We start from the raw sequence: 21,656 nt of genomic DNA, 5'->3' as shown, positions 1-21,656 counted from the left end.
CTTTACAGGGGAATTCGTCCGATTCTCTCCTTTATCGAATATCCACGTGGAAATCACTTTTCACCGACACGGCGCCGTTTCGATATGTAGTCAGTTCTAAATTATCGTAGCGAGCTAGCATCAACTTTTCCCAGTCAGGGGTGACGCATCATAATCGAATTTTCAAGAGCCACACACAAAAAGATAGACGAGGAATAGAGAGGTAAACGATCTCATTATATATAATGTATCAGCCCTGCCGTCCTTCATGACACCCCTATGCATCTATTTGTGGCAACAACGACCTTTGCAGCATCTCCACAGGAGATCTAGAAAATCCCCACGTGGATACTTCTCTTTTCGCCAAAGAGGTCTGTCCCAGTAGTCGCACTATTAGCCTCTCTATCAGATCGTAATGCGATGACTGCTTTATCTCCAAAAGCCGTTCCCGCACACTTAAAAAGACTTTAATATAGAGGTTTTCGCAGATTAGAGAGGCTTAGAGTTGCTTTGTATCAATACTTTTTCATACCTTTGTGACAGCAGATATAGCGAGATAGTCTGCTCGTCTCCCCTCTAGAAGATGTTTTCTTTGGAGCATCTACCAATATAACGGAGTGAGGTGAGACGGTCTTCTATTTGTACACCAACTTTACTAAGCATTATCAACCAATTTAATAGTTCGACTATGAATAAAAAAATCCTACTACTATGTACGGCTCTTGTAGCTCTTCTGAGCTTCAACGGGGCCAAGGCACAGGTCAAGGATGCGAGCGTCACTGTCGGTGGCGGCTTTCAGTATGAGTTCCTTGACGATGCTCTCAACATCGACAACGCTATGCTATGGGGCGTACGCGCTGGCTTCGGCTTCGGCCCAATTGTAGAGCTACGCGGTGTCTATGATCGCTCTTTCGGCATCAAGTCTAAGCTCAACGGCAATGAGTGGAACGTAGATCCGATCTTTAAGGATCAGATGAGTAATCGCAAGATCGACATCGAGCGCTATGGTGCTGAGCTGAAGTTCAACCTCCTCGATGGCTACATCCTAGCTCCTTACCTACTCGTCGGTGGTGGTATCCAAAACATGAAGTACGAGCTACCCATCGCTGATCAGAAGATCGAGATGATGAAGACTGATCACCTATACTTCTCTGGAGCACTAGGCTTTAAGATCAATCTAGCACCTCGTATCGCCCTCAACCTATCAGGTAACTACCTGGGCTTCCGCACAGATCTACTCAACCCATACGTCAATCTAGCAAAGGCTAGTCAGAAGGTCGACAAGCATGGTCTAGCTCTGATGAACAACTTCTCAGCTCGTGCTGGTCTCTCTGTCTACCTCGGTGGCTACGACCCCAGAGGTGGTAATGAGGTAAGCCGCGCTTACAGAGACTTCTTCTCAAACGGCTTCCGTGGTATGGTCTTCACGATCGAGCCCTCTCTCCTATACATGGACTTCAATCAGAACTCTTACTGGAACACACGTGACTCATGGTTCTACGGTGGTCAGGTAGGTCTAGACTTCAACAACACCTTCGGTGTACGTGGATTCTACTACCAAGCTGGTAAGCCTGGCAAGAAGCTCAACTTCGACTTCGACAAGGAGTGCGCTATGTACGGTGGTTACTTCACCGGCCGTCTCAACCTACCTCGTGGTGTGACACCTTACATCAACCTCGGTGCTGGTTACCTCGATGCTAAGCTCTCTGAGAAGGCTACCGAGCTAGACAAGGCTAACCTACATGATGTCGTATTCGGTATGGCTGGTATCGGTCTAGAGGTACCCCTCTTCCGCTATGTCAGCGTATTCGGTAGTGCAAACTTCATCGCACACCCAGCTCCTGGAGTCAAGACAACGACGGTCACAAAGAGCTCTGAGATCGTTGCTAAGAACATGGCTTATCAGTTCGGTGTACGCTTTAACCTAGGTAAAGCTGCTCGTCACTACCAGTTTGACACAACTGTAGACGAGGAGGTCCAGGATAAGGTCAACGAGATGCGAGATAAGGAGTATCGCGAGTATCGTGAGTACCGCTACTATGGTCAGGATCGTGACAATGATGAGTATGTACGCATGACTCCATCTGAGATCGAGGATATGGCACAGCGCATCATCGATCGCAACCGCACCAACAAGAAGGGTCACTCCTGCCAGAAGGGCAACGTCAACCGTCAGCCCAACGATGACGCTCTTACTCCACTAGAGCGCGAGCTAGTACACGCCCTCATCGGCAATTCTCCCCAGTACATCGCTCAGCAGCAGATGCTCGCTAATGAGCAGGTAAAGGCTCAGAGCACTACGACAACTACGACTGAGCTAACAGAGCAAAACGAGAAGATCCTCGATCGTCTCGATGCACTTGATAGAAAGGTCGAGCAGAGCAATCAGATGCGTGCACAGCAGCCCGCCTCTACGACGACTGTTGTAACGACACCTCCTACGCACCCTGCTTATCAGACTCCTGCTACACCTTCTGCAGCAGCTATGAATAGCGATGCAACACCCGTAGACAAGAACTCTAATAGTCTCCTCAAGCTAAACTCTGTAGGCCTACTCGTAGGTACCAACCTCGTAAAGCCTAAGGAGGAGAACCTCTTCGGTACTTTTGCAATCGGTGCTCGCGCTTACATGCCTATCAGCAATACGAACCTAGACTTCGTCCCTGAGATCTTCGTCGGCTTTGGCAAGAAGACTACCCTCGGTATCTCAGGCAACGTCGTTTACAACTTCAACTTCAAGGAGCTAGGTGACTTCGTACCTTATCTAGGTGCTGGTGTCGGTGGCTTTACAGACACAAAGCTTGGTGTCAACTTCCTCGTTGGTACTTCTTACAAGCTTCCACAGCTCAACAGTGCTGTATTCCTAGATTACGGTCTACGTCACTCACTACGCAATCATAGCGTATCTCTCGGATACCGCTTCTACTTCTAATCAATTATCACTACAACAGTATGACTAAGAAATCATTTATAGTCGGGCTGTGCGTGATCCTTCTATCAGCTGCTGTCTCCACACCTGTGGAGGCACAGCGTGATGGACGTCAGGCACCTCGCCAGAAGCGCGACCGCACGGAGCGCGTCGAGAAGGGCGAGCGTGACAGACGTGAGAAAGAGGTGGTAATGACAAAGCAAGAGCTAGCCACGCTCATCAATGCTATAGTCACCGCAGCCGAAGAGGATGAGATGAATAAGGCTTGTCCTCAGCAACGTGACATAACAATCACAAACAATAAGGACAGAGATCTACTCTATCTACTCCTACAGTATCACAACCTCAACGCTATGAAGGCCACTCCAGTCTATACACAGCCTGGACAGCCTATCAACGTCGGAGGACAGCTATACTACCCCGCTGGGAGTAATCTTGTCGTAGCTCAGGGGGCTCAGGCTACTAACGATGCGGACAAGATCAAAGCACTCGAAGAGGAGCTAGCTCGCCTCAAGGCAGCTCAGCAGAACCCTCAGCGTGACGATGATCAGATAGCTCAGCAGCTAGCCGCTCTACGTAGTCAGATTGATGAGCTAGAGAAGGCTCCTGCACAGGCTCCTGTCTACAACTACGACAACCGTCGGGTGATCCACCAAGACCGCTCACGCAACAACGTGCAGCTCAGTCGTAGCGTATTCTTTAAGGTCAACTCGGACGTCCTCAATGCAGAGGGTCGCGAGGCTGTGCGCAACGTTGCTGACTTTGTCATCAACGATCCACGCGCCCTCGTACTCGTATACGGCTATGCTAGTATCGATGGTCCAGTAGACTTCAACAACAAGCTCGCAGCTAAGCGTGCTGCTAGTGTCATCAAGGCACTCCAAGAGGCAGGCGTACCCGCAGCTGCTATCAAGCGTTACGACAATGGTGTCGACACGACACCAGCTAAGCGCACCGATGCACGCCGCGTAGACATGGACGTCATCTACTAGTAGTACAACTCCAGTCTGCCTATAGCTAGTCAATAGCAATAGCAGTCTAATCATACCGAAGGAGACCTATACCATAGAGTGTGTAGGTCTCCTTTTGTATTAAGCTCATGCCCACCAAAGAACACAGTGCGACAAGTGGCATGTTTTTTCTACCTTTGTACCACTTAGACAAAAAGACTCTCCCCCCCCTAATATCTAACCATATGTTCTTCAAGACACTACCATTAAACGTTTTACTCCTAGCTCTGACGCTCTCGCTCATAGCTTGTCACAAGGAGCCACCCACAACGCCGAAGCCACCCACGGAGCCTACTCACACGACGCTCTCCGTCTCACCCGAGAGGCTCTCACTACGGGTAGGGAAGCGTGCACAGCTGAGCGTCTCAGCGACACCCGCTGATGCAACACTGCGATACACCTACCAGTCAACAAATGAGGCTGTCGCCACCGTCAGCAGCCAAGGCTTAGTAACCGCCGTGGCGGAGGGGCACTGTACCATAACTATCGCTGCTGGCGAAGCTCAGGTCTCCGTTTCTGTCCAAGTCTTGCCCGCCGTCCAGGTTGATGCCAAGAGATATATAGGAGCTGATGACCCCGACAGACGATTTGTCCCAATCTACATACCAATCCTTGCGGAGATTGAGCAGCGCAAGGATGAGATACAGATGGCAAACGAAGCTAAAGATTGGCTCTTGGAAAGTGATCGTAAGGTACCTGGAGGCTCTTCCTACGCACTCTCCTTTATCGCCCCGAGTCAAGGAGACAATTATACCGACATGCGCTACATCAAGCGCATCGCTTACAGATACACTCCTGGACGTACGGATCGATCTTTCCTGCTACTCTTCACCGCCTATCTATCCCATGAAGACATCCTCATCAAAGCGTACCAAAAAGACAGCGAGGCTTACGACCTACTCAAGAGTATCGCTCAGGGGTACGGCTTTACCGACGACTTTAGGATGACAAAGGATGAAAGAAAAGGGCCACTCTTTTATGCTTACTGCAGAGACCGATACCCCGAGGGGGACTTATGGCTTTGCATCCAGTCTGTGCCTGCTACCGATGGGGCTGGCTTCGGTCTGAGACTACAGATTGCCACGTCTACGGTACCAAAGAAGTAAGCTGCCAATCAAGACACCCTTATATAATAGTAAGAGAAGGTGAGCAATGTGTGCTTGCCTTCTCTTCTTTTGTATGAACTAAAGATGCTAGTGTGTGACATTTTGTCCTTTGGCACATCAGTTGCTTGAGGTAGTCAAAATCAAACCTTAAACACATGAACATAGATAAGTACACCATCAAATCGCAGCGGGTGATCCAAACGATGATCGCCCAAGCGCGCCAGCAGGAGCATCAGGCTCTAGAGCCTATATGCCTCCTAGATGCGCTACTACGTGAGGGACGTGACGTCGTCGAGTATGTCGCTACCAAGGCAGGGGCTTACATGCACCAGATAGAGCAGTCGGTAGCAGAGCAACTGAAGCGTCTGCCTCACGTATCTGGCGGAGAGCCTTACCTCTCTGACCAGACGAACCAAGTACTCACCCAGTCCGAGCAGATAGCTAGTGAGATGGGTGACCAATACATAGCTGTGGAGCATATCTTCCTAGCCCTTCTCAAGGTGACCAACGATGCGCGTCAGCTACTCCTCGACGCGGGCTTGACCTACGCTGACGCTGAGGCGGCTATTCGGGAGCTGCGCAAGGGACGCAAGGTAGACTCCGCAACGAGTGATCAGCAGTACAACGCCCTTGGCAAGTATGCTATCAACCTTTGCGAGCGTGCTCGTGAGGGCAAGCTAGACCCGGTCATAGGTCGTGACGAGGAGATACGTCGTGTCCTACAGATACTCTCTCGCCGTACGAAGAATAATCCTATCCTCGTCGGTGAGCCTGGTGTCGGTAAGACAGCTATCGCCGAGGGCTTGGCGCACCGTGTCATACGTGGTGACGTGCCTGAGAACCTCAAGGACAAGCTCATCTATTCACTCGATATGGGTGCTCTCATAGCAGGAGCGAAGTATCAGGGAGAGTTTGAGGAACGTCTTAAGTCTGTAGTCAACGAGGTGACCGCTTCCGACGGACAGGTTATCCTTTTCATCGATGAGATCCACACACTCGTCGGGGCGGGAGCTTCGCAAGGTGCTATGGATGCGGCAAACATCCTTAAGCCGGCTCTCGCTCGTGGTGAGCTACGGGCTATCGGAGCCACCACCCTCGATGAGTACCGCAAATACTTTGAGAAGGACAAGGCACTCGAGCGCCGCTTCCAGATGGTGATGGTCGACGAGCCTGACGAGATGAGCAGTATCTCTATCCTGAGAGGTCTGAAGGAGCGGTACGAGAACCACCACAAGGTACGTATCCAAGACGATGCTATCCTAGCGGCTGTACAGCTGAGCGAGCGATACATCACCGACCGCTTCCTTCCTGACAAGGCTATCGACCTTGTGGACGAGGCTGCTGCACGACTACGCATCCAGATAGACTCGATGCCCGAAGAGCTAGACGAGCTGGAGCGTCGTATCAAGCAGCTAGAGATAGAGCGTGAGGCGATCAAGCGTGAGCACGACGAGCCTAAGCTGACGGCTCTCTCCAAGCAGATAGCCGATCTAGAGGAGGAGCGCAATGCGCTGGCCGCTCAGTGGCATGGCGAGAAAGACCTGGTCAATGAGGCGCAGCAGCTGAAGGTAGAGCGTGAACAAACCTCTATCGAGGCAGACAAAGCGGAGCGACTAGGCGACTACGGTCGTGTGGCTGAGCTACGCTACGGACGACTCAAGGAGATAGACGATCAGATCGCTCAGATCAATCAGAAGCTTGCCGAGCAGCGTGCCTCTGGCACCGCACTGATCACCGAGGAGGTGACGGCTGAAGACATCGCTGACATCGTAGCTCGCTGGACTGGCATCCCCGTAAGCCGTATGCTCATGAGCGAGCGCGACAAGCTGCTCAACCTAGAGGCCGAGCTACACAAGCGTGTCGTCGGTCAGGAGGAGGCGATCACCGCTATTGCCGATGCGGTGCGTCGTAGCCGTGCAGGCTTGCAAGATCCCAATAGGCCAATCGGCTCCTTTATCTTCCTCGGCACGACAGGTGTCGGTAAGACAGAGGTGGCCAGAGCTTTGGCTGAGTGTCTCTTTGATGATGAGCACATGATGACTCGTATCGATATGAGCGAGTATCAGGAGAAGTTTAGCGCGACTCGACTCATCGGAGCGCCTCCTGGCTACGTAGGTTACGACGAGGGCGGTCAGCTCACTGAGGCTATCAGGCGTAAGCCCTACTCGGTCGTACTCTTTGATGAGATTGAGAAGGCACACCCCGACGTCTTCAACCTACTCCTCCAAGTACTGGACGATGGTAGGCTTACGGACAACAAGGGTCACGTGGTCAACTTCAAGAACACGATCATCATCATGACCAGCAACCTAGGCTCCGACCTGATCCGTCGCAACTTCGAGCATATCGACGAGCAGAACCGCGAAGAGGTCATCGAGCGCACCGAGGAAGAGGTCAAGACGCTACTCAAGCAGACGATCCGTCCTGAGTTTGTCAACCGTATCGACGAGACCATCGTCTTCACGCCACTGACCAAGCCTCAGATCGCTCAGATCGTACGTCTACAGCTCGACAAGGTAGCTCGTACACTCAAGGAGAACGGCGTAACGCTCCACTACAGCGATGCCGCCATCGACCTGCTAGCCGAGCGGGGCTACGATCCCGAGTTTGGCGCACGTCCTGTCAAGCGTGTCATACAGCGCCTCGTCCTCAACGAGCTCTCGAAGGCACTCCTGGCTGGCACCGTAGAGCGCACGAAGCCTATCACGCTAGACGTAGGGGCTGACAAGCAGCTCACCTTCGTAGACTAACTAGACTAAAGGAGACTGTTGCAAAAGTCAACAGTCTCACAATCTTGCTTGCAAGATTGTCTAGACTTTGCAGAAAGGATGAAGCGCAAGGCGCTGAGGGTGAGGTCTGAAGGGAGCATACATCCGTATGTAACCGAAGCCGAATCCCGAAAGCAACACAGCGATTCGCCTTTATGCAATAGTCTCTAAAGGGACTAGACTGTACCCTACACTTTGCTGCGGCTTCTAGTAGAAGAGCAGCACGAAAAGATCAAGAGCACAACTCACTACACCGTGGGTTGTGCTCTTTTTTCGTACATTTGTGGGGAGATATAACGCTTCTCCCCCTATTAATTGTGCGTTTGTAGAGATGCCCACCACACCAAGCACTACCCCCACGGAGCAATTGGATAGGCTCCTGAGGCAGTTTCCTGCGCTCTCCCCAACTGCCCAGCAGCAGTTGACCGCACTCTATCCGCTCTACAAAGAGTGGAACGCACGCATCAACGTCATCTCCCGACGAGACATAGACAATCTCTACCTGCACCACGTGATGCACTCACTGGCACTCGCGTGGCTTCTGCCCCACGAGCCGACCAGCTACACCATTGCTGACGTGGGCTGTGGCGGTGGCTTCCCCAGCATCCCGCTAGCTATCCTATATCCTCAATATCAGTTCCTGCTGATCGACAGCATTGCCAAGAAGCTCCACGTAGCCCGGTCCATCGCTGACGAGATAGGCCTAACCAATGTCTCTACGCACCACACCCGTGTCGAGAGCAGCGGTCTCCACTGCGACTACGTCGTATCACGCGCGGCCATGCCTCTGGGACGGCTCTATGAGTACACGCAGCATCTACTCCAAGGCTCACAAGCTCCCCGCTCTGGCATCTACTGTCTCAAGGGTGGCGACCTCAGCGAGGAGATAGCGCAAGCAGGAGTACCCGCACAGCTCACCGCGATCAGTACACTGGCCGACTACCCCGACTACTATCAGGACAAATGGATCGTCTATGTCGCCAAGCAGGACAAACTAACTAACGGAAAAGAACTATGAACTGCGAAGTATCTACATTCGTATGTAACGTCATACAGGAAAATACTTACCTCCTCTCGACCAGCGACGGTCACGCAGCCATCATCGACTGCGGATGCGCCACCGCAAGCGAGCAGGAGCGTCTTGCACAGCGCATCAAGCAGTGGGGGCTAAGCGTAGACCTACTCCTCTTCACACACCTGCACTTCGACCATCTCTGGGGCTTGCCCTGGGCACTCCAGGCCTTCCCCGAGGCAAAGGCGTATGCACACCCTGTCGAGCTAGCGCAAGCGGTCTCTCCCGAGGCGCAGATGCGCGCTTGGGGCTTTGAGGTACCAGAAGGGGCCTTCGATCTTTCTCAGATCCATCCACTGCCGAGCGATCAGCCGCTACGACTGGGCGAGCTACCTATCTACGACCTCTTCGTGCCAGGACATACAGCAGGCCATGTCGCTTACTACCTACCGAGCGAGCGGATTGTCTTCACGGGCGACGTCCTCTTCCGAGGCGACATAGGCCGTAGTGACCTACCAGGCGGAGACTACCAGACGCTCCTCCACAGTATCAAGACCCAACTGCGTCCCCTGCCCGACGACACCATCGTCTACCCAGGGCATGGACCACACACAACCATATACAACGAAAAAAGTAATAACCCTTATATCAACTAAAATAGATGGATACAAGAAACTTTGCCTATCGTCACATAGGTATCTCCGAGGCTGACCTGCCTGAGATGCTCCAGGTCGTCGGCGTAGACAGCGTAGATGCGCTAATGCACAAGGTATACCCCGAGGGCATCTTCCTCGAGAAGCCTCTCGACCTACCAGAGCCAATGACTGAGCGTGAGCTCAGCGAGCATCTCTTCGAGCTAGGATCTCGCAATCGTATCTTCACCTCATACATCGGTATGGGCTGGTACGATACCGTAACCCCACAGCCTATCATCCGCAATGTCCTAGAGAATCCTGTATGGTACACCAGCTACACACCTTACCAGGCTGAGGTATCACAGGGTCGTCTCGAGGCTCTCTTTAACTTCCAGACCGTCATTACAGATCTGACAGGACTGCCTCTGACCAACTGCTCGCTACTTGACGAAGCTACCGCAGGCGCTGAGGCTGCCCTCATGCTCTACAACGAGCGGTCTAGAGAGCAGAAGAAGGCCGGTGCCAACCAGCTCTTCATCGACAAGCGCGTCTTCGCCTCTACGCAGGCAGTCATCCAGACACGCGTTCCCCAGCAAGGTATGGAGATCGTCGTAGGCGACTACGAGACCTTTGACTTTACAGACAAAGTCTTTGGAGCTATCATTCAGTACCCAGACGAAAAGGGCAGCATCCACTGCTACCATGACTTTATGGAGCGTGCTAAGGCTGCAGGTGTACGTGTAGCCGTAGCCGCCGACCTGATGAGTCTCGTGCTCCTCACACCTCCAGGCGAGTGGGGTGCAGACATCGTCTTCGGTTCGGCACAGCGCTTCGGTATCCCCATGTACTTCGGCGGTCCTAGCGCAGGCTATCTAGCCTCTACGATGGACTATAAGCGCACCATCCCTGGGCGTATCATCGGTATCTCCAAGGATACCTACGGTCGTCCCGCTTACCGTCTAGCGCTGCAGACACGCGAGCAGCACATCAAGCGTGAGCGTGCCACCAGCAATATCTGTACAGCACAGGCTCTGCTCGCTACGATGAGCGGCTTCTACGCTGTCTACCACGGCCCCGAGGGTCTGCGCCACATCGCTCACCGCATCCACGCTTATGCAGGCTATCTAGCAGAGCAGCTTGAGGCGATGGGCTACAAGCAGCTCAACGACAACTTCTTCGACACCCTATACATCGAGCTCCCCGAGGGACTCACTACTGAGAAGCTCCGTGAGATCGCCCTCGACTGCCAGGTCAACCTACGCTACTACGAGGATGGTCGTCACGTCGGCATCAGCATCGATGAGACTACGCTCGAGAGCGACCTCTCAGTACTCCTCTACATCTTCGCACAGCTCCAGGGCAAAGAGGGCGACATCGAGGGCGTTGAGGTCAATGAGACGAAAGTTTATTTCGACAAGAAGTTCGCTCGTCAGAGTGACTTCCTGCAGTATGATACTTTCCAGAAGTATCACTCCGAAACCGAGCTGATGCGCTACATCAAGCGACTAGACCGCAAGGACATCTCACTGGCTCAGTCTATGATCTCGCTAGGCTCTTGTACCATGAAGCTCAATGCCGCTTCGGAGGTAGCACAGCTGAGCAACCCACAGTTTGCCAATATCCACCCCTACGCTCCTGATGACCAAGTCGAGGGCTACCTAGAGATGATACGCAATCTGTCCGCTCTCCTATGTGAGATCACTGGTATGAAGGGTGCTTCGCTCCAGCCCAACTCAGGTGCTGCTGGTGAGTACACTGGTCTGCGTGTCATACGTAGCTATCTACAGGCTACTGGCCAGGGTGCTCGTGACCTCATCATCCTACCCGCCTCTGCACACGGTACCAACCCCGCCAGTGCTGTACAGGCAGGCTTTGACACCATCACCGTCCGCACGGCAGACAACGGCGATATCGATATGGATCACTTTATGGAGCTCACCGAGCAGTACAAGGATCGTATCGCAGCCATCATGATTACCTACCCCAGTACGCACGGTATCTTCGAGAGCAATATCCGCACCATCATCGACCGCATCCACGAGATCGGCGGACAGGTCTATATGGACGGTGCCAACCTCAATGCACAGGTAGGCTGGACCAACCCTGGCTATATGGGAGCTGACGTCTGCCACCTGAACCTGCACAAGACCTTTGCGATCCCGCACGGTGGTGGCGGTCCTGGTGTCGGCCCAATCTGTGTCGCTGAGCACCTAGTACCCCATCTACCCAAGCATGTGGAGCGCTGGTCTGACGCTACGAACCAAGTGTCGGCAGCACCCTTCGGTAGTGCTGGTGTCTTCGTCATCACCTACGCTTACATTCGCCTCCTAGGCTACGAAGGCTTGCGTCAGGCTACTGCTATGGCGATCCTCAATGCTAACTATCTGAAGGCACTCTTCCACGACAACTACGGCGTTGTCTACACGGGCGACCGTGGCTTCGTCGGACACGAGATGATCCTCGACTGCCGTGGTGTCAAGGCTCAGGCAGGCGTCGACGAGGGCGACATCTCTAAGCGTCTGATGGACTTCGGCTATCACGCTCCGACGGTTTCCTTCCCCGTGCACGGCACGCTCATGATCGAGCCGACCGAGAGCGAGAGCAAGGCTGAGCTAGACCGCTTTGTCGCTGTGATGAATCAGATCTACCAGGAGGCTCAGGACATTGCCTCGGGCAAGGCTGACGCAGAGGACAACGTCATCAAGAACGCTCCGCACCCCCAGTACGAGGTCTGTGCCGACGAGTGGCATCACGCTTACACACGTCAGCAGGCTGCTTTTGCTCTGCCCTACCTTGAGGACAATAAGTTTTGGGTCAATGTGGCTCGCATAGACAACGGCTTTGGCGACCGCAACCTGATCCCAGCTTTTTGTGCCTGTACACCAGAGATCATCGATGAACTGAGTAAATAAGCAGTCCTATGGCTAGTTTTAAGCAAGAATTTAAGGAGTTTGCCCTCCGTGGCAACGTCATGGACATGGCCGTCGGTATCATCATCGGTGGTGCCTTTGGCAAGATTGTCTCCTCGCTCGTTGATGATATCCTGATGCCTATCGTCGGACTCTTTACGGGAGGGATCAACTTCACCGACCTAAAGTGGGTCATCAAGCCTGCTGAGTTCAATGCTGCTGGCGAGGAGATCGTTGCAGCCACGACGCTCAACTATGGTCTCTTCATTCAGAACGTCGTCGACTTCCTCATCATCGCACTTGTCATCTTCATGATGATCCGTGCGATCAATAGTCTGAGGAAAAAGCATGAGGAGCCAGCAGCTCCCGAGCCCGCTCCCGAGCCCTCTGACGAGGTCAAACTGCTGACCGAGATCCGCAACCTGCTCGACAAGAAGCAGTAAGCCACCTCGATCTGTAGGCTACATAACTAAAGCACCGCCCGCGAAGGTCACTCCTACGCAGGCGGTGCTTTTTTGTCTCTTGTCACTTCGGAGGAATCACAACATGGATATCGCACGTTCCCGCCAAAAACCTGTCCCGACCCACCAGCCAGCTTCCCGTCAATCCCGAGGCTCCGCTCTCTAACCTCTAACTTCTAACCTCTAACCTCTAATCTCTATTTACATATCTTTACGGGGAAATTCGTCCGACACCCTCCTTTCTCGAACATCCACGTGGGGAATCTCAAATCTCCACGTGGATATTTTTTATTTTCCACGTGGGCGTGATTCATTTCTTCCGAAGTTTCATTTCATTCCTCCGAAGTTTCATTTCATTCCTCCGAAGAATTTTTTATTCTCCACGTGGGAATTTCGAAATATCCACGTGGAAATCACTTTTCCCCGATACAACTCCGTATCGACATGTAGTCGGATCTAAATTATTGTAACAACCCGGTGTTGAGTTTGCTCAACTAGGGGCAAGGCTAGACTTGACTCCTTGCTCACAGCTCCTACCCAATATCAATGAGTGGAAGGGGTCAAAATACCTACTAATAGTTATTTCCTCGGGGGCGAAGCCGCCGTACCTTTGCAGAGGTTTTTATGCTTCTCCTATGAGTAGGTCTATCCATAGAGTTCTTCTATCCTACATACTCTTTTCGTTGCTCTCCTGGAGTCTATATGCTCAGGGTGCCCGTCATACCTTCACCGGGATGGTGTACGATGCGACTACTAGCGAGCCGATAGCCTACGCTCTAGTGGCTCTCTCTGCCGAGGGTCATAAAGATGTTGTGACCTATACGGATGATGACGGACGCTTTGCCTTTCAGTCTGTACTAGCGGGGCGATACCGCCTACAGGTGCGCTACGCAGGGCTGCGCAAGGAGCAGACGATCACCTTGCAGCGAGACCAATACCTGCGCATCCCCTTTAAGCTGGAGCAGATACTGGGCGAGGTGGTCGTGACAGCGCAGGAGGGACGACAGCTGACCAGCTCCTCGACGATCGAGCGGGCAGCTATAGATCATCTGCAGCCTAGCAGCTTCTCCGACCTGACGGCACTCCTACCTGGTGGCAAGAGTAGTGTACCTAATATGAGTGGGGTCAATAACCTCTTGCTTCGTGAGACAGGCACTATCAATATGCAGGGCAATAAGACGAACAACCAAGACTACGCCATCAGTTCGCTGGGTACCCTCTTTATGGTAGATGGAGCTCCGCTCAATACGGATGCGGATATGCAGTACACGGCCTCGCCGTCGGGCTCGCTCCTCGGTGCTGGCAAGGTCAATGTGAATCGTGGTGTGGATATGCGCACGCTACAGACGGACAATATAGAGCGGGTCGAGTTCATCCGTGGTGTCCCCTCCGTAGAGTATGGCAATATCACCTCAGGTGTGGTGCTGGTGCATCGTAAGCGACAAGCCTCGCCTGTGCAGAGTCGCTTTAAGGTAGATGGTTACAGTAAGTTGGTCTCTGTGGAGAAAGGCTTTGCCCTCACACCCTCCCAGCGCCACATCCTCAATGGGGATGTGAGCTATCTAGATGCCAAGCCGGACCCACGTGTCCCCTTTGAGACTTATAGACGACTGACAGGGTCACTACGCTATCACGGCACGAGTAGTGACCAGGCGCATAGATGGGAGGTAAGCGGAGACTATACGGGTACCTTTGACAAGAATAAGGTAGACCCCGACCTCTCCTACGGACGCACTGACGAGTATCGTACAGACTACAACCGCATAGGACTCACTTCGCGCTATACATACGCCCCGTCAGGTCGCAAGGCTGGCTTGCAGCGAGTAGAGCTAACACTCTCGGCAACACAGCAGTTTGACTACCTACATCAGCGTCGTCTCGTAGCTCCAGACCGCATGTCTATAACCCCTACGGGCGACCAGGCTGGCGAGCACGAGGCTAGACTGATCGGCGGGGAGTATGTAGCAGACTATGTGAGCGATGGTAAGCCACTGACGCTTTTTGCCAAGGGGCAGACACTATATAATATAGAGTGGGGAAAAGCTTCGCATAAGTTGAAGGGAGGCTTTAACTATGAGCTGTCCAAAAACTTCGGTCGCGGACAGGTATACGACCTCTCCTATCCACTCTTCCCCAAAGCGTGGGACAGTCGTCCACGACCCTACTACCAGATCCCCGCCTTGCAGCAGCTAGCACTCTATGCGGAGGACCTATACAAGCAACCTCTCGGAGCGCATACGCTCCAGATAGAGGCGGGCGTGCGTCTCTCCATGCTCTTAGGCTTAGCACCACAGTACACGCTGAGCTATAAGCCTTACCTAGATCCTCGTGTCAACCTACGCTGGAGCTTGCCCGCCTGGGAGCTGTGGTCACGAGACCTCAAGCTATCGCTTGATGCGGGCTGGGGGTTGACGACTCGTATGCCTACGCTCAACTATCTATACCCTGACCTGCGCTACATAGATATGACGCAACTGGCTTACTACGACATCAATGCGCCCTATGAGCGTAGCCTATACTACGTCCGTACTTACATAGAGGATGCGACAAACTATAAGCTACGTGCTACGCGCAATCAGAAGCTAGATCTACGTCTCTCGGCCGAGTGGGGACGTAACAAAGTCTCCGTGAGTTACTTTCGCGAGTTGATGACCACAGGCTTTAGATACCGCTCCACAGCACAGGTCTATGCTTATAATAAGTATGACGCCTCGGCGATCGACTATACCCAGCTGACGGGACAGCCCGACATCTCTACCATCCCCTACACTCCCGCTGCGCGTATCGAGTCGACGAGTCGCCCTGAGAATGGCAGTAAGATCCGCAAGGAGGGTGTAGAGTTTCAACTTATGACGGAGCGCATCCCAGTGATCAATACGAGTCTGATCCTAGGGGGCGCATGGTTTCGCTCTACCTACTCGAATAGCGTACCGCTCTTCTATGCCGTCTCTGGAGTCTACGGAAATGTAATCCTATCGGATCAATACTTAGGGCTCTACAACTGGCAGGATGGATCGGAAAATCAGTCGCTCTCGACCAACCTGCTCCTCGACACGCAGATCCCGCAGTGGGGACTTATCCTGACGACTGCCGTAGAGAGTACTTGGCTGGTCTCTCGTCGCCGCCTCCCCCAAGATGGTCGTCCGATAGCTTACCTAGATGTGCACGACGGCAAGATGCACCCCTACACAGCCGAGTCAGAGCGAGACACCTATCTGCAGCATCTCGTGATACGCTATAGCGATACGCTCTTTAAGCCGAGTCGCATACCTCTAGCGCTTGGGATCAATCTAAAAGTATCCAAGCAGCTGGGCAAGCTCTTCACACTATCTCTCTTTGCCAACAATGTCTTAGACTACCTGCCCGACTACAAGGTGGGGACGGCTACACTCAGACGTACTGCCACGCCTTACTTTGGCATGGAGCTACGCATCAAAATATAATCAACCCAACAAATAGATCTCTATGAAACGATTACTTTACATACTACTCTTACCAGCCCTGCTGGTCACTGTGACCGCCTGTCGTCCAGACCCAGTCACACCAGACAATCCCAAGGAGCAAAAGACCATCGCTTGCCTCTTCGAGCGCACACTGCCTGAGGATGTCACGGACTTGACCATACAAGATGAGCTCCTCACGATACGCAACATCACCACGGGTCAAGACGTGGAGTATAAGACTCTGGAGGGTATCAAGCTCGCTCCTGGACTGTACAACCTAAACTACACAACAAACTGCCACTATAAGCTCAAAGGGAGCTCAATGGAGGGACGACTGGTCGCACAGATTGAGAATATGGAGGTAACCGACCAAACGACCGATCCTCTCAAGCTACGCTTAGAGCTACGCATAGTACCTACTGTTCAGGACTTTGTCATTCAGGAGATATTCTTTACGGGCACGCTAACCCCTGCAGGCAAGCAGTATCATGGGACCAGCTATGTGGTTCTCTACAATGGAACAGACAAAGTCCTTTATGCAGACGGGGTCGCCTTCTGTGAGAGTGGATTTAACTCCGCACGCAAGTTTGACTACAAGCCAGACATACGCCAAGAAGCCATGGCGGTACAGGCCGTCTATGTCATCCCGGGTAGTGGTAAGGAGCACCCCGTGAAGCCTGGCGAGCGGCTGATACTCTGTGACATAGGCATCGATCACAAGGTAAATAACCCAAATGCTTTCGACCTCTCTAAGGCAGATTTTGAGTGGTATGACGAGTCTAGTGTACCCACACACCAAGACTTTGATAGTCCCACAGTGCCTAACCTCGATAAGTGGTACTGCTACACGAAGTCCTTTTTCATCCTATTCAATAGAGGCTTTGCATCGTACGCTATAGCTCGTATGCCGATCACTAAAGAGAAGTACCTCAAGGACTACAAGTATGACTACACCTATGTCTTGACACACAATGGGAATAGCTATGATATGTCAGGCTCGTGCTACAAGCTACCCAATGACTGGATCATAGATGGTGTCAATTGTAGTGTCGAGGCGGTGCATCAGTGGACGGTCCTACCTGAGACGATAGACGCTGGCTATACAAACTGTGGCACAGTAGACGGACAGGAAGATCGCTACTTCCACAGCGTACGACGTAAGTACCTAGGCAAGGATGCCGAGGGACGGATGATCCTACAGGACACTAATAACTCGTTCGAGGACTTCAACCCGTTGGTCACGGCCTCTCTCATTGAGGAGCAAGGTACTGCGATCAATGCTAAGGGTACACCCTGCACGACTAAGACCTATGATGGTGTCGTGCCTATTGAGCAGTAAGGTCTCTTCGCTAGATTATGGTGCATCATTCTTCTGTTTGTCTTAGTAGATCTCTTGCGCTCTTACTCTGTCTCCTAGCTGTGCTCACGGGCTCGCTTTATGGACAGCAGCAAGAGCCAGAGATGATCTCACGACCTGCTGACACCCTCACGGTGGCTGGGTCGCTCCTAGAGCAGGGGCGACCTGGCTACGATCTATCGGTATCGCCAGTAGTGTCACCGCTCTACTTCTTCTCAGAGCGGGGCTCTCGCACAGACCTCTCGCTGGGCGGAGCTGTGCGTCTAGATAGGAGCGAGGCGATGATCCCGCAGCTGGGCAAGCAGGATCTAGATGGATCGGTGCATATCGAGAGTGCTTTGCGTCAGCGCAACAACTTCGCTTGGGGTGCTGCCTCCTACACTTATCGTGCTACGGAGGGGATACGCTTCAACGAGACGACAGACTACCCCCTCCTCGCGCCCTACGTCATGGGAGACACAGCGCATACGGCGCGTCTGCACCAAGATCTCTACACCTTTGGGGCAGGTACGGTGCATCGCCTTGGCAATTGGCTCCTCTCCCTGACGGCTGACTATCGCGCCACCTTTGCCTACCGCACGCAAGACCCTCGCCCTCGCAATCTGGCTACACACCTGGAGGGGCAGATCGGCATCGGCTATCAACTGGCCGACTATGCGCTAGCCCTAGCAGGTACGCTAGGTCGCTACAAGCAAAACAATCAGGTAGGCTTCTTGAGTGAGCTCGGAGTGGCTAGTGAATATCACTTTACGGGCATCGGGGGAGACTACTATCGCTTTAGAGGAGGCAATACGTCGCTCTTCTATCAAGGGCTCTCTTATGGCATCTCGCTCGGGCTAACCCCTACTAGTGAGGCGCGTCAAGGCTTCTATGCTTTGGCTGCGTGGCATCTGCTGACTACCGACCGTATCATACGAGAGCTCAACAACCTGCCCCTCTCGACACTCTCCAGTCACACGATAGATCTGCAGGCGGGGTACACCGCTCGCTCAGCACGACTGGGGCGTTGGGGCGTAGCACTCTACACACAGGACGACATACGTCGAGGTGCTGTCCACCTCTTCGGTGATCCTAAGGGAAATATCTACCCACGCATAGCCACGGAGCGGTCATACTATGGCCAGACCTTAGAGTTTGGCGCCAAAGGCTTTTGGGATAGTCAGGACACTCCTCGCACGCCTTGGTCGTGGGGTATATCCACCTCGCTCGGCTATCGACTACATGAGGAGGACTTGCTACCTCAAGCAGAGCGGCTCTTCTACCATCTAGGAGGGACATTGGCTCCGTATGTTAGCTTTTATCGTGGGCAGTACTTTGTCTCTCTGACACCTACTTATAGTGTATGGGCACAGACGGGACACCCTTCGCTACAGTTAGCACCTCAGCATCAGCCTATACCTACTTATGCTGAGACACTGGAGCGAGCCTTCCAGATAGCTAGTTCCACGCAGATGACCTACGGGCTCTCTATGACTCACGGCTATCAGCTCAGCAGTAGCTATGCGCTGTGGCTATCACTAGACTACCTCCATACGCAGACGAGTCTGTGCGGTAGCAACTACGGAGCCATACGCTGTGGCATCTCATTCTAATAGTAAATCCAAACAATCAAATATCTTCAGTATGCGAAAACAACTACCAGTATTACTTATACTCCTCACGCTCTTCTGTACGGCGAGTGTGACGATAGCTCAGACCCCAGACGAGGGTGTTGCAAAGAACTTCCTCTGGTATCGACTTGTATCCAATAGCGTAGAGCGTCAGCAGACACCTCAGCAAGTGGTCGCCTCAATGGACGGCAATCTCTTTGCGAGCAATGTCTTCCACAGTAAGGAGCGCACGGACGCTAGCTCAGTCTTCAACTTCGATGCATCCAGCGATGCTGACAAGGCGATCTCCTATGGCGATGACGGAACGGCTAGCAACGGCAACTCCGCCCTCACTATCTACAAACTGACTCCTGAGGGCAAGCTACTCTGGCACATATACAACAGCCGCGGAGAAATAGCAAACAATGTCAACTGTATCACGGCTACTCCCGACGGAGGCTTTGTGACCATCTTGATGGCACGCGATGCTCAGGCTAAGTCTAAGAGCAATACAGACACGCTACGCCTGGTGCAGGCTGACGGCACTCCTTACGATATAGAGATAAAGTCTCTATTTGTCGGAGCTGGCGACGATGCCTCTGCCGGAGCTACGCGTCGCAAGATCATGCCACTCCTTGTCAAGGTTAGTGCTGCGGGACAGATCGAGTATCACAAGGCTTTTGACGTAGACCACACCCCTATGCCCGATGCAACTCGCTATAGCTACGGGACCCCTACGGGCTGCGACTTCAAGGGCACGGCTGTAGATCCCGAGGGCAACGTCTATGTCTGTGGAGCCGTCCGCACGGCCATAACCATCGGCGAGACAACCATCAAGGCGAAGAACAATGTCGGGTGGAATGGTGACTCACAGAAACAGATTGGAGACTTCTTCATCCTCAAGTTTGACAACAAAGGTAACCTTCTCAAGTATCTCACCGAGCAGGGAGACCCCATCGGGCGCTCTATGCTAACGGTCATCAAGTATCAAGACGGCAAGCTCTATGCGGCTGGACGCTTCACAGGAAGTAAAGCGAAGACCCCTATCACCATCGATGGCAAGCAACTCATCCCTAGCGATAAGGAGAGCCTTGTCACCCTCTGCCTAGACACAGATCTAAAGGTCTCGTGGATCTCTCAGATTGATGTCAAGGCTGTAGCTTTTGTCGATGGCATAGCTGTCGGCAAGGACAAGGTCTATATCGCAGGCCGCTGTGCCGGAGCTCTCGTTGATGCCGAGGGGAATGTGATCCTCGAGCAAAAAGTCAAGGGACACAGAGGCTATGCTCTAGCAATAGACAAAGCTACGGGCAAGCCCAATGCGGAGTGGCATACACTCCTCCCAGAGAAGGGAATCTCCAACTGTACGGCTATCTCTACGCAGGGAGATCGTGTCATCTTGCATGCCTATGCTCTAGGTGCGCAGACCTACTATCGTGTACTAGACCTCAACCTCTCAGAGGGCTCTATACAAGACTACCCGATGGTAAGTAAGGCTATGGTTCCATTCGGTGGCGATATAGTCGCCAATAGCTATGTAGCAGCTGCGCGTTGTCGCGACAGTGCTAAGCTCCTTACGACCGAGGGCTATAAAGAGATGACTTACAAGGGCTGGTTTAGCCTCTTTGTTGCCCACAAGCTCCCCTTCCCCTCAGTCTCTGCTAGCTGCAAGGCTCTCCACCTATCAGAGGGCAAGGGTACTCTACAAGTCCTAGCGTCAGACCTTAAAGATCCGATCCAGGTGACATGCTCTGGCGAAGGCTTTACGGCACAGCTCAAGGAGCTACCCGCTACGGGTGGAGCTCTCGAGATACAGTTCAAGACAGCTGTCACCAAGACGCCCGAAGAGCGTATCGGCAAGCTCACCCTCACCTCTGGTGGAGCTAGCTACGAGGTCTACCTCTACGCAATGACTGAGACAGAGCAGTACATCAAGGTATCTCAGAGCGAGATCGACTTCACGATGATACCTGTCGGTGAGCATAAGTCTGTCGATCTGACCGTCACTCAGAAGAACCTCATGAGCGCTATCACCTGTACGATCGAGGGTGAAGGTGCTAAGTACTACTCTGTGGACAAGAGCGAGATCGCCGTCTCCAATGAGCCTGCTACCCTCAAGGTCACCTACACGCCTGACAAGACTATCGCAGCTAATGCCAAGGCTACAGCTCAGCTCGTCCTAACCTCTGGCGATGTCAAGACGATTGTCACACTATCTGGTCAGAGCAATACAGCTGTTGAGGAGGTTGCAGCAGCCAAGCTCTCTATCGCTACCGTAGCTGGTACGCTCTACGTACATAGCGATGAGGCACGTCCAGTAGCTATCTACACGTCAGCTGGTGAAATGGTTGCACAGCAACTACTCTCTGGTGACATGGAGCTCTCACTACCTGCTGGTATCTACTTCATCCAGACAGATCGCGAGGCCTATCGTGTCTACATCCCCGCTATCTAATCC

At 52.9% G+C, this 21,656-nt stretch carries 12 protein-coding genes; all 12 read left to right on the top strand.

All coding sequences use genetic code 11. The features are described from left to right. Positions 1-667: 667 nt before the first annotated feature. Positions 668-2,911: an outer membrane beta-barrel protein gene (locus Q2J34_RS05090; protein ID WP_300969451.1), complete on the top strand. Its 2,244-nt coding sequence runs from the start codon at positions 668-670 to the stop codon at positions 2,909-2,911. 20 nt (positions 2,912-2,931) lie between these two features. Continuing rightward, the gene (locus Q2J34_RS05085; RefSeq protein WP_298889795.1) at positions 2,932-3,900 is read left to right on the top strand and encodes an OmpA family protein; all 969 of its coding nucleotides are present in this window, start codon (positions 2,932-2,934) and stop codon (positions 3,898-3,900) included. Positions 3,901-4,103: 203 nt separating this feature from the next. Beyond that, positions 4,104-5,024: an Ig-like domain-containing protein gene (locus tag Q2J34_RS05080; RefSeq protein ID WP_300969450.1), complete on the top strand. Its 921-nt coding sequence runs from the start codon at positions 4,104-4,106 to the stop codon at positions 5,022-5,024. A gap of 155 nt (positions 5,025-5,179) precedes the next feature. Further along, positions 5,180-7,774, top strand: coding sequence for an ATP-dependent chaperone ClpB (gene clpB / locus Q2J34_RS05075; RefSeq protein WP_300969449.1), 2,595 nt, complete (start codon positions 5,180-5,182; stop codon positions 7,772-7,774). 349 nt (positions 7,775-8,123) lie between these two features. Then, on the top strand, positions 8,124-8,810 hold the full coding sequence (gene rsmG, locus Q2J34_RS05070; protein WP_298889789.1) for a 16S rRNA (guanine(527)-N(7))-methyltransferase RsmG: 687 nt from the start codon (positions 8,124-8,126) through the stop codon (positions 8,808-8,810). Further along, a complete protein-coding gene (locus tag Q2J34_RS05065; protein WP_298889787.1) occupies positions 8,807-9,460 on the top strand; it encodes an MBL fold metallo-hydrolase in 654 nt (217 codons plus the stop codon). Before rsmG ends, Q2J34_RS05065 begins: the two co-directional genes overlap by 4 nt. A 5-nt stretch (positions 9,461-9,465) precedes the next feature. Beyond that, on the top strand, positions 9,466-12,351 hold the full coding sequence (gene gcvP / locus Q2J34_RS05060; protein WP_300969448.1) for an aminomethyl-transferring glycine dehydrogenase: 2,886 nt from the start codon (positions 9,466-9,468) through the stop codon (positions 12,349-12,351). Positions 12,352-12,359: 8 nt separating this feature from the next. Next, positions 12,360-12,791, top strand: a complete 432-nt coding sequence (mscL, locus tag Q2J34_RS05055; protein WP_300969447.1) for a large-conductance mechanosensitive channel protein MscL — start codon at positions 12,360-12,362, stop codon at positions 12,789-12,791. A 653-nt stretch (positions 12,792-13,444) separates the two neighbouring features. Then, positions 13,445-16,252, top strand: a complete 2,808-nt coding sequence (locus Q2J34_RS05050) for a TonB-dependent receptor (RefSeq protein ID WP_298889781.1) — start codon at positions 13,445-13,447, stop codon at positions 16,250-16,252. A gap of 22 nt (positions 16,253-16,274) precedes the next feature. Further along, on the top strand, positions 16,275-17,591 hold the full coding sequence (locus Q2J34_RS05045; protein ID WP_298889779.1) for a DUF4876 domain-containing protein: 1,317 nt from the start codon (positions 16,275-16,277) through the stop codon (positions 17,589-17,591). 80 nt (positions 17,592-17,671) lie between these two features. Continuing rightward, on the top strand, positions 17,672-19,201 hold the full coding sequence (locus tag Q2J34_RS05040; RefSeq protein WP_300969446.1) for a DUF6850 family outer membrane beta-barrel protein: 1,530 nt from the start codon (positions 17,672-17,674) through the stop codon (positions 19,199-19,201). 31 nt (positions 19,202-19,232) lie between these two features. After that, positions 19,233-21,653 (top strand): hypothetical protein, encoded by a 2,421-nt coding sequence (locus tag Q2J34_RS05035; RefSeq protein ID WP_300969445.1) that lies wholly within the window; start codon positions 19,233-19,235, stop codon positions 21,651-21,653. Positions 21,654-21,656 lie beyond the last annotated feature (3 nt).

Source organism: Porphyromonas vaginalis (assembly GCF_958301595.1).
GTDB lineage: Bacteria > Bacteroidota > Bacteroidia > Bacteroidales > Porphyromonadaceae > Porphyromonas > Porphyromonas vaginalis.
The sequence above is the reverse complement of the archived record's forward strand: the minus strand, read 5'-3'. Positions and strand labels throughout refer to the sequence as shown.

Bases quoted from the DNA above. Each gene is read 5' to 3' on its own strand.
- Q2J34_RS05090 (WP_300969451.1), top strand. From the start codon at position 668: ATGAATAAAAAAATCCTACTACTATGTACGGCTCTTGTAGCTCTTCTG.
- Q2J34_RS05085 (WP_298889795.1), top strand. From the start codon at position 2,932: ATGACTAAGAAATCATTTATAGTCGGGCTGTGCGTGATCCTTCTATCA.
- Q2J34_RS05080 (WP_300969450.1), top strand. From the start codon at position 4,104: ATGTTCTTCAAGACACTACCATTAAACGTTTTACTCCTAGCTCTGACG.
- clpB (WP_300969449.1), top strand. From the start codon at position 5,180: ATGAACATAGATAAGTACACCATCAAATCGCAGCGGGTGATCCAAACG.
- rsmG (WP_298889789.1), top strand. From the start codon at position 8,124: ATGCCCACCACACCAAGCACTACCCCCACGGAGCAATTGGATAGGCTC.
- Q2J34_RS05065 (WP_298889787.1), top strand. From the start codon at position 8,807: ATGAACTGCGAAGTATCTACATTCGTATGTAACGTCATACAGGAAAAT.
- gcvP (WP_300969448.1), top strand. From the start codon at position 9,466: ATGGATACAAGAAACTTTGCCTATCGTCACATAGGTATCTCCGAGGCT.
- mscL (WP_300969447.1), top strand. From the start codon at position 12,360: ATGGCTAGTTTTAAGCAAGAATTTAAGGAGTTTGCCCTCCGTGGCAAC.
- Q2J34_RS05050 (WP_298889781.1), top strand. From the start codon at position 13,445: ATGAGTAGGTCTATCCATAGAGTTCTTCTATCCTACATACTCTTTTCG.
- Q2J34_RS05045 (WP_298889779.1), top strand. From the start codon at position 16,275: ATGAAACGATTACTTTACATACTACTCTTACCAGCCCTGCTGGTCACT.
- Q2J34_RS05035 (WP_300969445.1), top strand. From the start codon at position 19,233: ATGCGAAAACAACTACCAGTATTACTTATACTCCTCACGCTCTTCTGT.